Source organism: Desulforamulus reducens MI-1 (genome assembly GCF_000016165.1).
Classification (GTDB): domain Bacteria; phylum Bacillota; class Desulfotomaculia; order Desulfotomaculales; family Desulfotomaculaceae; genus Desulfotomaculum; species Desulfotomaculum reducens.
In genome coordinates this window covers 2,088,743-2,101,736 of sequence record NC_009253.1, presented here as the reverse complement: position 1 = coordinate 2,101,736, position 12,994 = coordinate 2,088,743, and the positions used below count along the sequence as shown (strand labels likewise).

The window sequence follows — 12,994 nt, the reverse complement described above, 5'->3', positions numbered from 1 at the left end:
CCGCATTAAGCGGTTTTTTCTTATGCATATCGGAAAGTATAAAACTTTCCGATATGCATAAGGACAACTAAGGCTTACGCCTCTCATGCCCTATAGGGTAAGCGTAAGCCAAGTTTTCTTTAGTTCATAAGGCCGACTAATTTAGTTCATCGGCTTTTTTTAAGATGGCCAGTTCAGAGGGATCGGCTGACTGTATCGGTTGATGATGTTTTTCTATTAAATTAATAATTTCCTGAGGTAATCCAAAATTTCTAGCCATTACTGCACCCTTCTGTGGATGCATAGCGTGAGCCGATAGCACTTTTGAAAAACGCCCCCGACCCTTTAAAACTTTTAAAAGGTCTTCAATAGGTTTTCTTGTCAAGGCACCAAGCAGTACAATCAATACCCGATCAATGGTTGTGATTAAATTAGCAGGCTTACCAATATCATGGAGCAAAGCCGCTTTAATTAATATTTTTTGATCAAGACCAGAGTTATAGCCTAACAATTTAAGGCAAGTATTAGCTACCCTTAAACAGTGGGTTTGTGTGGGGCGATCCATTTGAAAAAACAAAGATTGTTCCTCTAAGGTTAAATGACTTTGCACAAACTGAATATCCTCTGAACCCATTTTACTAAAAATAGCGAACCAGAATTGTCTTATACGAGTTAACATTTTATCACCCTTATATTGAATAGCAGGATTTTAGAGACTTTGGCAAGAACCATAATCATATCCATGATAATGAATTAAAGAAAAGAAAGCAATGGAAAAGGAGAGCGGTCTTGAAAGAGAACAAACTTATTTTGGTTTTGGGAGGAACCCGAAGCGGTAAAAGTCAGTATGCTGAAAAAATAGCTAAGATACAGGGACAAAGGGTTCTTTACCTGGCCACAGCAACCGTTAATGATAATGAAATGAAGAGGCGTGTAAGGTTACACCAGGAAAGAAGGCCCGATGCCTGGGACACCCGGGAGGAACCCATAAAGGTAACGCAGGTCATAAATGAATTGGGGGACAGTTATGATGTAATATTACTGGACTGTCTCACTCTTTGGATAACCAATCTTTTGTTAGAAAACCAGAATATTAATGAAGCCCATTTAGCTGAAAAAGAAAAACAAATTTTGCAGGAAGCCAGTGAGCTGGCGCTTGTTTGTTCAAAGACTAATGCAACAGTCATAGTTGTAAGCAATGAGGTAGGTTTGAGTATTGTGCCGGAGTATCCTTTGGGGCGGGTATTTAGGGATATAAGTGGCCTAGCCAATCAGATCTTTGCCCAAAGGGCCAGTGAGGTTTATTTTGTGGCTGCAGGACTACCCCTTTCATTAAAAGGTAATTAGGACTATGACTAAGCCCAGCGGTGATATGTCAAGAGAATGATTCTAAAAAATTGGAAATTAATTTAACAAAAGTGTACCCTATACCCTAAAAAAGGGTATACAAAATAAGCCCACCAGTTAAGCAAAGAAAAATTCCCTTTAAATGGTGTAAATGGAAAAGAGAGTAGATTTTAGGGTAAAGACGTTACCCCCTCCTCTCTGGTGAAGTGTACAGTTGCCTGGTGTTTAGTAGCGAAAACACCAACCGTACCAGTTTTCTAGCGGTTAAGACGAGAGCCCTTTTATGTTTGTGTTTTGGTACTTCATCATATTTCTTTTGGTAGAAGTCTTTGTACTCAGGAACATGCTTCCGTACAGAATCAGCAGCCTGAATTAAGTAATAACGAAGATACTTGTTCCCGGTCCTGGTTCTGCTGGTATCTTCGGCTTCAAATTCACCTGATTGATGTTGGTTCCAAGTTAAACCGGCATATTTAGCCAGAGCATTATGGTCTTTAAAGCGTTGGATATCTCCGGTTTCTGCCATGATTCCGGCGGTAAAAACATCTCCAATCCCTTTAACGGAAGTTAAAGTTTGGGGAAGGCCCTTCATGATTTTGGCGATTTCTTTGTCCAGTTTTTTCACTTCCGATTCCATATGTTTAATTACATTAAGCATAGTGGCCAAAGAAATATTCACAGGGTCAGCCATCGCCTTGTTCAGTCGATAAGAAGACCGGGCAATTTTTTGAAGATAAAGAGCAATTTCCTCCGGATTATCGAAACGGTTTTTCCCTTTATCCTTTAAGAAATCAACCAGTTCTTCCATAGACATGGCTACAATTTGTTCCGGTTCTAGTTCTTGGATAACAGCAAGACAGGTGCTGCCAAAAAGATTGGAAAATGGGTTATCCTGGCGTAAACCACTAAACTTTAAGAAGACCTGATTAAGAAAATAGGTTTTGTCCCGAGTGATATTTTGCATCAGGTGAAATCGTGTCCTTGTAAGCCTCTGCAAAGCCTCGTATTGAATAATGTCTTTCATGGCATGAGGTAGTCGACCAAAACGAAGGTGGTCTGCAATTACCCAGGCATCGATGCGGTCGTTCTTTGGGAGGGTGTCATACCCCTTTTTGAAACGGGCCACTTTTCGTGCATTAAGAACGTAAATCTGTGTATCTTTTTGGGGGCAAGTGGTTTGAAGCTGTTCTTGCAAATAGTGAGCAAGGTGCCAACCCAGATTTGAAGTTGCCTCCATACCAATTCGAAGGGATTGACTTTTGATTCTATCAGATGTATCAACAATCTTTTGAATGAGGGTGTCGGCCCCCTGCCGATTGTTGTGAATAGAAAAAGAAGCCAATGCCCCTCCGTCTCCATCCATAAATTGTACATGGTGAGACTGTAAGCTAACGTCTATTCCCACCAACATTTGTGACATAGGATCACCTCCCTGTTCTAAAAAATCAGGTTGGTCTCAGACCTGGGTGCCCATGGGAACCATCGAAAGCTGCCTCGTCATCAGCACTCATCATTAACATGAAGACAATTCGGGGTGCTACTCCCCCTTCATGGAAAGAGGTGCAACCAGCGGTTAGATCATCGATGATGGATCATGGGTAGCAGGCTTATTAAGCAGTACCAAAAGGTCCGCAAGGAGGGAAAGAAATATCCCGAGAACAACCTGTTAATCCCATTGTCCCATGGGGAGGTCTGAACTGCCAGACAATAATTGGAAGTGTAAAAAAGGCAATAGAAAACCGACCCGGTCAGGAAACCTCAAAAGAAATCTCCAGGGGGCCGGCATTAAGAATCACAATATCTTAAATTATGGAGCTGTAGTTATTAGTATCTACTCTCCCTGATCAGGGATTGACTGTGGATAATCTTGTATGTTTTCTAAACATCACCACCATATTTAGGGTACTTAGACTCAGTTTAGACAATGACCTTATCCACATAAACAATAGCCGCGCGACTGACTGGTACCATTATTGCACCCAGTGTGGAATTGGTTATCATTTTAGCTGGTCTCGATACCCGTTATCGAGAACCGGTTCTCATACATGGACTCCACCTTATTCCATTTATGGAAATTAGGTTTGTCCAGTGAATCTATTACTATTATACGAGGAGGGACGTCAATGAAAAAAACCAGAATGTATTTGGTACGACATGGAGAAACCCAGTGGAATGCCGATGGCAGATTTCAAGGACATTCCGATGTACCGTTATCAGTTTTAGGCAGAAGCCAAGTGGAAACCCTAACGACTAAGTTAAGTCAGCTTAAAATTGACGCATTTTATAGCAGTGATTTATCAAGGGCTATGGAAACAGCAGAAATACTGGCAAAGAAACATCAATGTCAGATTTATTACCTGCCAGATCTCCGAGAAATAAATTTTGGTGAATGGGAAGGTCTTACCTTTGAGGAAATAGCCCAAAACTATGGTGAACTTAGTTCACAATGGTGGGCTAACCCATTTACAACCCAAATACCCAGCGGTGAGAGTTTGCAGGATGTTGCAGAGCGCTGTGCAAAGGCTGTGCACGAAATAATAGACCGTCATGCTGGTAAAACTGTGGTGGTAGCAGCTCATGGCGGTGTCATTCGTATGATTGTTGCCCATGCTTTGGGGATGGATTTTCAGCATTATTGGAAACTACGTTTGGATAATGTATCATTAACCATTGTTGAGTACCATGGTTATGAAAAGGCGATTTTAGAATTGTATAACGATACTTGCCATTTAAAAAACACACCGTCTTAGGGCGGTTTTTATTTATTTAAATTATAAATTCTGGATAATAGTTACCCTACTGAGAAAAACTATTTTTAGCAATCGGTAGGGAGGGAAATGAATATGGAAGAATACCTTAGATCAAGGGTACCTTGGAGTACAGAGCCAAGTCTAGAGACGAAGGCAAAGGAAGTTGGTGTGGATTTTGATACACTCATAGAAGGAATTAAGAATAATAAATCGGATGAAGAACTAGCAGAAGAGTTTGATGTTACACCAAAATGCATAGGCTATTTAAAAGAACATTTCTGGACCCATGGAATCGGCTCGATCATGGGGCAAGATTGATTTAGTTGTATGTGCAGACTCAAGCCCGGATGGGAGAGTCTGATTTTTCTTAAGGTATTACTTAATCAGTTATAGTAACGGGGAGGGATTGGTTTGTTCCCTAGATTGTTGGTGCTTTTATTAATCGTACCGATTATAGAATTATTTATTATTATTGAGACGGGTAAGAGATTAGGTCTATGGGTTACATTGTCTCTTATAGTAGCATTGGGGCTGCTGGGTTTATTTTTGATTAGGCGGCAAGGGTTATCTACATTTACAAAAATAAAATATGAGCTTTTCTTAGGACACTTACCCGCCGATTCACTGTTAGACGGATTATTCATTTTGGCAAGCGGATTATTACTTTTGACACCTGGCTTACTAACCGACTTTATTGGCTTAAGTATTTTGATTAAACCAATTCAAAGAATAATAAAGCAAAAATTGAAGAGATGGATTACTGGGAGGGTTATACCGCATCAGATGGCTAGGTTTAGGTAATAGTTAAAATCAAATTAAAGATAATTTCTGGAACCTTTAAATATCCTGTGCTATAATGTATGAATAAAATTTTTTAGACACTATAGGAAGGGAGAAACACAACTTGTATCCTGAAAAATTTGCAAAAGTTGGACTGACATTTGATGATGTGTTGCTGGTACCAGGAGCTTCAGAAGTCTTACCAAGGGAAGTGGATACATCCACTTACTTAACCCAAGATATAAAATTGAACGTACCTATTATGAGTGCTGGTATGGATACTGTAACTGAATCCCGTATGGCTATTGCTATGGCACGTGAAGGTGGCATCGGTGTAATCCACAAGAATATGTCCATTGCACGTCAGGCATTAGAGGTGGACAAGGTAAAACGATCTGAACATGGTATTATAACGGATCCCATATTTTTATCCCCTGAAAGCCCTGTTAGTGAGGCCCATGAGTTAATGGAAAGGTACCATATTTCTGGAGTTCCCATTACTGTGGATGGGAAGTTAGTGGGCATATTAACGAACCGAGATCTCCGATTTGAGACAAATGATAACCGCATTTGCGGTGACATTATGACAAAGGATAACTTAATTACTGCACCTGTAGGGACAACTCTCGATGAAGCAAAACAAATTTTAATGAAGCATAAGGTTGAAAAATTGCCCATTGTGGATGAAAATGGTAAGTTACGGGGTCTAATAACAATCAAGGATATCAAAAAGGCTAAAGAATATCCCAATTCGGCGAAAGATCACCGCGGTAGACTACGTGTAGCAGCTGCAGTGGGGGTTGCCTCTGACACCATGGAGAGAGTGCAAGCCCTTGTAAAAGCAAAGGTTGATGTGATTGTCGTTGATACAGCCCATGGCCACTCTGCCTTAGTTGTAAAAACAGTTCAAAATATCCGGTCAGCTTACCCAAATTTGAACATTATTGCTGGCAATGTTGCAACGACCGAGGCCACCAGAGACCTCATTGAAGCAGGTGCCAATGCGATAAAAGTTGGTATTGGACCTGGGTCTATCTGCACAACCCGGGTTGTTGCTGGCGTTGGTGTACCTCAGATCACCGCTGTATATGATTGTGCCCAGGAAGCGATGAAACATGGTATACCCGTAATAGCAGACGGAGGGATTAAATACTCCGGTGATATTGTAAAGGCCATTGCTGCAGGAGCAAGTGTAGTAATGTTAGGAAGTATTTTGGCCGGAACAGAGGAAAGCCCAGGGGAAAAAGAAATTTACCAGGGTCGTAGCTACAAAGTGTATCGGGGTATGGGCTCCCTAGGAGCTATGAAAAAAGGTAGTGGAGATCGTTATTTCCAGGAGCAAGCCAAGAAGATGGTACCGGAAGGGGTAGAGGGACGCGTTCCCTATAAGGGTCAACTTTCCGATACGATATTCCAATTAGTGGGTGGCTTAAAGGCTGGTATGGGTTATACTGGTTCTCGCACCATAAACAACCTTAAAACAGATGCAAAATTTATTCGTATAACCCCGGCTGGTTTGAAAGAAAGCCATCCTCATGGTGTTAATATTACTAAGGAAGCACCCAACTATAGTTTTTAATTATTTAATTTGAAGTAAGCGAAGGGCCTTCGTAACTATGTCTTGCTAAAGAAACCCCCACGGACAAGAAAATGTCCGTGGGGGTTTTGCATTTTAGTATAAAAATCACTATATAATGGATATGATCGTAACCAATGGCAACCTAATATAAATATAAAACTATTTGACAGGAGCAAAAATATTTATACCTTTCACGACAGGGTAGTCATTATGTATATAAAAATAACTAAATTTCTGTAGTGTTGCAGAGGAATATGTAGGAAAAAAATTACAATAATTGGCAGGTAACTTCCGCCAGAAAGTGAATAATACAGTAAGAAAAGGCATAAAATACCTATTTTGCCAATGAAATATAGTACAGGAAGGTGATGGAGACCTGTGACCACAAAGCTAAATTCTCTTACGGATGTACTAAAAAAGACTCTTTTCTTTTTTGATGGTTTATCCGTTGAAGAAATAGCACCCTACGTAAAGAAAAAGATGCTTCAGGATTACTCAACGGATAAGGTTATTGAGAGAATTCGATTATGCTTAAAACAACATGCATGCTTCTGCAAAGATGAAAATGGTAAATGGTGCTTAAAATTACAGGGATATCCCGATAATGATCATTTTTATGCATTTCTTATTAAAAAACAGCAACCCGTGGCTCTTCGCCAAGTTGTTACCAATTCCGTTGCACGGAAAAAAAGAGTGAGAAAGTTAGCAGAAGAAGCAGCCTTGATGCCTGATGGACGTTTTATTCAACTGGAAAATGGCAGTTGGGGTTTAACGGAATGGAATGTGGAAGCAGAACAGTATTCGTTAAAACATTTAATAATTAAAGCTTTAAAAATGCATCAAGGGGGTCTTTCAACACAGCAATTGTTTGAATGTGTAAATGAATGGCGTGCCACCAGTAAGCCAGCTGTTCAACAGGTTTTAAATAAATTTCCCTACTTTGAAAGGGTAAGTTCTGATGTATGGATTTATAACCAACAAGCACATTCTCTATATGATCACTTGGTAAAGCGATATATTAATATCATTATTAAGCAAAAGGAGCAATGGCAAACTGATCGGTTAAAATTATTTAAAAAAAATGAGCAACTTCAGTTTCAATTAAAAGAAATAGGTTCTGCACAAAAAGAAGCAGCGGCGGCGCTGGCCCAAAGGTCATCCATGGTGGAACAGTACAATCAGTTAGCTACTCAACTTTCCGAAAAAGATTTGTTATTAAACATGCGAAAAAAAGAGATTTTAAGATATCGTCATGAATTAGAGAGAAACGAAAATAAAGCCAATAGTATATTATATCAATGTCGATTATGGGTACGAAAATGTCAAGAGAAGGAGAAAGAAAACGCAAGAATCAAAGAAATTGCAGAAAAAAATCAAATAAGTCTGGAGGGTCTATTTAGTAAATTACAACAGTATAAAGAGCGGGATCGGGAGAATAAAGCTCGTTTAGCTGAATTAAAGGAACGTTACAGTACTAGAGTGGCAGAACTGCAAACAGAAATTGTTGATCTTAAGCAGAAGATTGAAAAATATCAACAATTATCAAATATTGAGGAACGCAAGTTACAGCAGGATATTAATATTTTAAGCAATGATTTGAAGGAAGCGCTGGAAGGTGGGGAAGACCTACAAAGAACCCTGCGTTTAACGAAGCAAGAACTTAGCAAATTACAATCTGAAAAAAGGGAACTGGAAGAGTCCTTAAGCCGACCTCTGGTACGAATTGCCAAGAGAGTAAGTAGTATTTTGGGATGGTAATTTAAAAATATAAATGGGATGCAACAAATTGCATCCCATTTATATTTTTAAATTAATCCGTCAACTACTTCTTTTATAGCAGTAATAAAGTCGACGTTCTTTGGGTCTGCCACATTCAAGCAGATATCTTCGGTTCCCGAAGAAGGCTGGCAAGGTCTGTCAAGTACAGGAACGATGCCAATTACTTGTAGACCGGTATCTTTCTCAATGTCCTCAGTGGTAACCTGAACTGGACTGGGAACTTTATTAAAGATAATTTTGAAGTTTTGTGTGGAGAAATCCATTTGTTGCATCTTATGAATAAAAATTTTTACATCCTTGACGTTATATCTAAAATTATCCATAACAATTAGCACCTGATCCGCTTCATTAAAAATTGCCTGATTATAATCACGCTCGGTGCTGTCGGTATCAACGATTAAAACATCAAAGGAAAGGGATTTAAGGTTTCTAACTACTGTTCTTAATTTCTGGGCGATATGTTCATCCTCAGAAAGGTATTGAGCATTTTCTGAAGATAAAACTCGTATCCCAGAACTATGAGTTAATAAGTAGTTATCCATTTCTTCTGCAGAGAATTTTATATCAAAATAAGGTTTATGATTAGCCTGGGCATCAATATCCTTTAACATATCTTCAAGGTTGGGTGAACTGGGTAAGCCCAAGGCCCTCCTATGAGAGTCTGTAATAAAATCTAGATCAGCCAACAGGACATTATTTCCCTGCAACTGTAAATAACCGGCTAATTCTTTAGCAACCTTTGTTTTACCTTCGCCTTTATGAATACTGTGTATAACAATGGTTTTCATTTTTCGCCTCCCTAGAATAATGTTTGATATAGTCTTAATATGCCATAATTACCATACAAATACAATAGTTATTCAGTTGACAAAATTTATAGATAATTTACAGGAAATAGTTTTATGCTTAAATACCTTACACAACGCAGTATACAGTGGAACCTTTTATACTCTGATTTTTTGTAGGGTTCATGGCGTGGTATAATAAAAGCGTATTCAAGTTATAGAAAAAGGTGATTAGTTTGCCCAAGCTGTTAATTGTTGATGATGAGGAGAAAATCAGAAATCTAATAAAGGTTTATTTGGTCAAGGAAGGCTTTGAAGTAGACGAGTTGGACAACGGCAATCGGGTAGTAGATAGTATTAAAAGTTCTCACTTTGATATGGTCGTTCTGGATATAATGTTACCTGGTCCAGATGGTTTGTCCCTATGTAAGGAAATTAGAAAAATTTCCAACATCCCAATTATTATGTTAACTGCCAAGGGAGATGAAATCGATCGGATTATTGGATTGGAGGTTGGGGCAGATGATTATATTGTTAAGCCCTTTAGCCCTAGAGAACTGGTAGCTAGGATCAATGCTATTTTAAGACGAGTAGCTGCACAGCCAATCATCCAAGAAGATCGTACAGCGATACTGAGTTTCTCAGAATTGACCATTAATCCTGATAATCGAACCGTGGAGGTACGGGGAAGTGAAATTGCCTTAACCCCCAAGGAATTTGACTTACTTTATTTTATGGCCAAAACTCCGGGTCGTGCTTTTAGCCGTGAGAATTTATTAGAAAACGTTTGGGGTTATGACTTTTATGGCGATTTACGTACTGTTGATACTCATATAAATCGCCTGAGGGATAAACTCAATATGGAAGGGACAAAGCAAGCCATTACAACGGTCTGGGGTGTGGGTTATAAATTTGAGGTAACTAAATGATTGGTGGCAGTATAGTAAAAAAACTCTGGTTAGCAACATCTCTATTGGTTTTATTAGCAATGGGCGCCTCTACATTGACACAAATGTGGTTGCTAAAGAGCACTTATTATGATCAACAAATTGAGCAATTATTAGAGGCTACCAGGAAATTGGCAGTTAAAATACAAATAGACGAACCAATGGCAGTGGCACAGGAAATGGAGTATTTAGCAGATAATTTACAAGGGGCCACTGCATTCCTTGTTAACAGAGATGGGCAAATTATTTATAAAACACGTGGAGGCTGGAGCAGGGGACCCAAACACCAAATGGGCATGCATGGAAATGGTTATGGTATGTATGGTATATTAACTGGTCTAAACATGAAAGATATTCTTGCTGGTAAGGAGATTATTTTTAAAGGTCATCATCCAATGTTTGGTGTGGATGTTATCACTGTGGCGGTTCCTGTAAAAAAAGAAGAAATCATTGGAGAAGTGTTGGTTTTAAGCACACCACGTCAAGCCATTGATACGAACATTAAGGCTTTACAGAGTATGAGTGTATACAGTCTTCTTTTTGGCCTAGTGTTAGCAACATTGTTTAGCTGGTTACTATCCCGTTCACTTTCAAGACCCTTGCTTAAAATGAAAGACGTAGCTAATGCAATGTCCCGTGGGGATTATAGTAGGAGTATCAACATAAAGTCTAAAGATGAAATTGGCATGCTAGCGGATTCGCTGAACACCCTCTCCCATGATTTGGAGGAGAAAATTAATCAATTGAGGCGAATTGACGATACCCGAAGAGATTTTGTTGCAGGAGTATCTCACGAACTTCGAACACCGCTAACCATTATACAAGGAAATGCAGAGGCTTTGCTAGATGGGGTAATTGAAGACAAAGATAAACAAAGGGACTTTTTAATTAACATATATGAAGAGTCCTTACGGTTAAAACGGTTGTCTAACGAACTCTTAGATATGAGAAAAATAGAGACTGGACAGGTTAACTTATATAAGGAAAAGGTGAATGCCTCAGAGATATTTTTCAATGTAGTATCCAGAATGCAGCATCTTGCCAAGCAAAGGGGAATTATATTAAACCTTTCCGTGCCAGAACAACCAGTAATCCTTTATCTGGATACAGATCGCTTAGGCCAAGTTTTGATCAATTTAATTGACAATGCCCTTCGGTTCTCGCGATCAGAGGTTACCATTGAGCTAAAGGATTTCCCTGATAAAATTAAAGTACAAATCAGCGATAACGGCCCGGGTATCCCGGAAGCTGAAAGAAATTTGGTATGGGATAAATTTTATAAAGTAGATAAGTCCCGTTCTCGATCAGCTGGGGGGACAGGCCTAGGCCTGTCCATTGTTAAGCAATTAATAGAACTTCACGGTGGGACGGTCTGCCTAACAAGCAGAGAAGGGGAAGGAACAACCTTTATATTTACCATTCCGAAAGAACAAGGTGGAAAATCCACAGGGCAAAACTAGAAAAGCTTTAGCCATTTTGCAACGTCATCAGGGTAACCCAAAACAGCAAAACGAAGGTTTCCGTTGCATGTATAAGGGTTTGCTTGTTTGATACCTCCCAGAGTAGCAATGGCCTGGTTTGGTAACATTCCTGATTGTAATAATCCAAGATATCTATTGAATACGAAATAGATTTTTCCAGAAGGAAAAATATTCTCCAACGGGAATAATGCTTAGGTAAAACGAATAGAGGAGTTGTGTAATTGTGAAGGATTTAGTGGAAACAACCATAGCCTCAAAGCTGGTCTATGAAGGAAAAATTCTCAATCTACGGGTGGATCAAGTAACTCTGCCAAATGGTAGGGAAGGCAGCCGGGAAGTTGTGGAGTTTTCCCAGGCGGTGGCTGTGGTGGCCGTGAAGGAAGACAATAAAGTTTTACTTGTTAAACAATATCGTTATCCAGTGGGGGAAGTACTGATGGAATTACCTGCTGGGAAGATGGATCAAGATGAAAATCCGGAACAATGTGCCCTCCGGGAATTGCAGGAAGAAACTGGTTATAAGCCTAGATCCATTCAAAAAATCTGTGATTTTTATACAACGCCTGGTTTTTCTTCTGAACGAATGCATCTATTTTTGGCTACAGGACTTACTGAAGGGGAGCAAAGCCCCGATGAAGATGAATTTGTAAAAGTTGAAGAGGTTCCCTTTGATCAAGCTATTCAGATGATATTTGAGGGGAAAATCCAGGATGGCAAAACCATTGCAGGCCTCCTAGCGGTTGAAAAGAAATATAGATAGTTAAAAAAGCCCCCGCTCATTCCACTTTCGGAAGGAGCGGGGGCTTTCTCCATTTAATCAATGACTCTTATTGTTTAAAGACAAAGATCTCATATTTAATTAAGCGGTCCTTCCTGCAGGCCGCCTGCTGTTGTAGTATTCCACAATGATTTGACTATCCTTGGAAAGATAGGCAATCTCTGGGTAATTAGCATGGTCCTGGGAGTCAGAGGGAGCACAGGCAATGGAAGTGCCGATTCTGAGTTGGGCAGGGCATAACCGATGAGCAATGACACGGGCAGCTTGGTTACCATTTGCCCCGGCATGAACAACACCACGGCAGGCACCCATTACCAGTACATTGCCATAGGCTAGGATTTCAGCTCCGGCATGGACATCGCCCAGCACAACCACGTGTCCGGGGTAGTGGATTTGCTGGCCCGAACGGAGGCTTCTTTTTACTAATAAGGTATCTGTGTCTTTTGTATCAGAAGCTTTTATATCTGTTTCTTGGGCTTTGTCCAAGGGAGTCTTTACTGAATTTACAGGGCTATTGTTAATTTTATCTTTTATATCTGGCTGATAAATCAAACCATATTGCTGACAAATTTCCTCGAGGGCCCTTGATTGCTCGTTATCAACCTGAGAAAAAGCAAATTTTGCACCTTTAAAAAATCCACGGGCTGCTTCCATTTTTTTATATAAATTTTGTTTTATCTCCTCAAAATCGCTGTTAGGATCTACTAAAATTAACAGCCCGTGCCTTGTTCCTTTGATACTGACCGCATCATTCATAAAGGTCACCTTCCATTTTTTACATGTTAAGTA

The 12,994-nt window shown here is 39.6% G+C and carries 13 protein-coding genes; 9 read left to right on the top strand and 4 right to left on the bottom strand.

From position 1 onward, the window contains the following. Positions 1 to 136: 136 nt before the first annotated feature. Complete coding sequence (locus DRED_RS10200; RefSeq protein WP_011878243.1) at positions 137 to 658, bottom strand: HDIG domain-containing metalloprotein; 522 nt, start codon at positions 656 to 658, stop codon at positions 137 to 139. A gap of 110 nt (positions 659 to 768) precedes the next feature. Here DRED_RS10200 and cobU point away from each other — a divergent pair, with 110 nt between their 5' ends. Beyond that, entirely contained in the window at positions 769 to 1,326 is a 558-nt protein-coding gene (gene cobU, locus DRED_RS10195; RefSeq protein WP_011878242.1) for a bifunctional adenosylcobinamide kinase/adenosylcobinamide-phosphate guanylyltransferase, read from the top strand. Between the two features lie 184 nt (positions 1,327 to 1,510). Here the strand turns inward: cobU and DRED_RS10190 are convergent, their stop codons facing one another. Beyond that, the gene (locus tag DRED_RS10190) at positions 1,511 to 2,746 is read right to left on the bottom strand and encodes an IS110 family RNA-guided transposase (RefSeq protein WP_011876481.1); all 1,236 of its coding nucleotides are present in this window, start codon (positions 2,744 to 2,746) and stop codon (positions 1,511 to 1,513) included. Positions 2,747 to 3,449: 703 nt separating this feature from the next. Between DRED_RS10190 and cobC the strand changes: the two genes are divergently transcribed. From cobC to DRED_RS10165, 5 genes are all read left to right on the top strand, one after another. Beyond that, positions 3,450 to 4,076 (top strand): alpha-ribazole phosphatase, encoded by a 627-nt coding sequence (gene cobC, locus DRED_RS10185; RefSeq protein ID WP_011878241.1) that lies wholly within the window; start codon positions 3,450 to 3,452, stop codon positions 4,074 to 4,076. A 93-nt stretch (positions 4,077 to 4,169) separates the two neighbouring features. Next, on the top strand, positions 4,170 to 4,394 hold the full coding sequence (locus DRED_RS10180) for a hypothetical protein (protein ID WP_011878240.1): 225 nt from the start codon (positions 4,170 to 4,172) through the stop codon (positions 4,392 to 4,394). A 93-nt stretch (positions 4,395 to 4,487) separates the two neighbouring features. After that, the gene (locus DRED_RS10175) at positions 4,488 to 4,877 is read left to right on the top strand and encodes an FxsA family protein (RefSeq protein ID WP_041274575.1); all 390 of its coding nucleotides are present in this window, start codon (positions 4,488 to 4,490) and stop codon (positions 4,875 to 4,877) included. A 103-nt stretch (positions 4,878 to 4,980) separates the two neighbouring features. After that, positions 4,981 to 6,435, top strand: coding sequence for an IMP dehydrogenase (gene guaB / locus DRED_RS10170; protein WP_011878239.1), 1,455 nt, complete (start codon positions 4,981 to 4,983; stop codon positions 6,433 to 6,435). Positions 6,436 to 6,813: 378 nt separating this feature from the next. After that, complete coding sequence (locus DRED_RS10165) at positions 6,814 to 8,193, top strand: tRNA uridine-5-carboxymethylaminomethyl(34) synthesis enzyme MnmG (protein ID WP_011878238.1); 1,380 nt, start codon at positions 6,814 to 6,816, stop codon at positions 8,191 to 8,193. Between the two features lie 47 nt (positions 8,194 to 8,240). Here DRED_RS10165 and DRED_RS10160 read toward each other — a convergent pair whose 3' ends face one another. Continuing rightward, positions 8,241 to 9,002 carry a CpaE/TadZ family protein gene (locus DRED_RS10160; RefSeq protein ID WP_011878237.1) on the bottom strand — a complete coding sequence of 254 codons (762 nt, stop codon included), beginning with the start codon at positions 9,000 to 9,002 and terminating at the stop codon, positions 8,241 to 8,243. Between the two features lie 233 nt (positions 9,003 to 9,235). Between DRED_RS10160 and DRED_RS10155 the strand changes: the two genes are divergently transcribed. From DRED_RS10155 to DRED_RS10145, 3 genes are all read left to right on the top strand, one after another. Beyond that, the gene (locus DRED_RS10155) at positions 9,236 to 9,928 is read left to right on the top strand and encodes a response regulator transcription factor (protein WP_011878236.1); all 693 of its coding nucleotides are present in this window, start codon (positions 9,236 to 9,238) and stop codon (positions 9,926 to 9,928) included. Next, positions 9,925 to 11,406 (top strand): sensor histidine kinase, encoded by a 1,482-nt coding sequence (locus DRED_RS10150; RefSeq protein ID WP_011878235.1) that lies wholly within the window; start codon positions 9,925 to 9,927, stop codon positions 11,404 to 11,406. The genes DRED_RS10155 and DRED_RS10150 overlap by 4 nt, the downstream gene beginning before the upstream one ends. 244 nt (positions 11,407 to 11,650) lie before the next feature. Next, positions 11,651 to 12,187 carry an NUDIX hydrolase gene (locus DRED_RS10145; RefSeq protein ID WP_011878234.1) on the top strand — a complete coding sequence of 179 codons (537 nt, stop codon included), beginning with the start codon at positions 11,651 to 11,653 and terminating at the stop codon, positions 12,185 to 12,187. Positions 12,188 to 12,286: 99 nt separating this feature from the next. Here DRED_RS10145 and minC read toward each other — a convergent pair whose 3' ends face one another. Further along, positions 12,287 to 12,961 (bottom strand): septum site-determining protein MinC, encoded by a 675-nt coding sequence (minC, locus tag DRED_RS10140; protein WP_011878233.1) that lies wholly within the window; start codon positions 12,959 to 12,961, stop codon positions 12,287 to 12,289. Positions 12,962 to 12,994 lie beyond the last annotated feature (33 nt).

Coding starts and splice junctions, on each gene's coding strand:
- DRED_RS10200 (WP_011878243.1), bottom strand. CDS start 658: ATGTTAACTCGTATAAGACAATTCTGGTTCGCTATTTTTAGTAAAATG.
- DRED_RS10190 (WP_011876481.1), bottom strand. CDS start 2,746: ATGTCACAAATGTTGGTGGGAATAGACGTTAGCTTACAGTCTCACCAT.
- cobC (WP_011878241.1), top strand. CDS start 3,450: ATGAAAAAAACCAGAATGTATTTGGTACGACATGGAGAAACCCAGTGG.
- DRED_RS10180 (WP_011878240.1), top strand. CDS start 4,170: ATGGAAGAATACCTTAGATCAAGGGTACCTTGGAGTACAGAGCCAAGT.
- DRED_RS10160 (WP_011878237.1), bottom strand. CDS start 9,002: ATGAAAACCATTGTTATACACAGTATTCATAAAGGCGAAGGTAAAACA.
- DRED_RS10150 (WP_011878235.1), top strand. CDS start 9,925: ATGATTGGTGGCAGTATAGTAAAAAAACTCTGGTTAGCAACATCTCTA.
- minC (WP_011878233.1), bottom strand. CDS start 12,961: ATGAATGATGCGGTCAGTATCAAAGGAACAAGGCACGGGCTGTTAATT.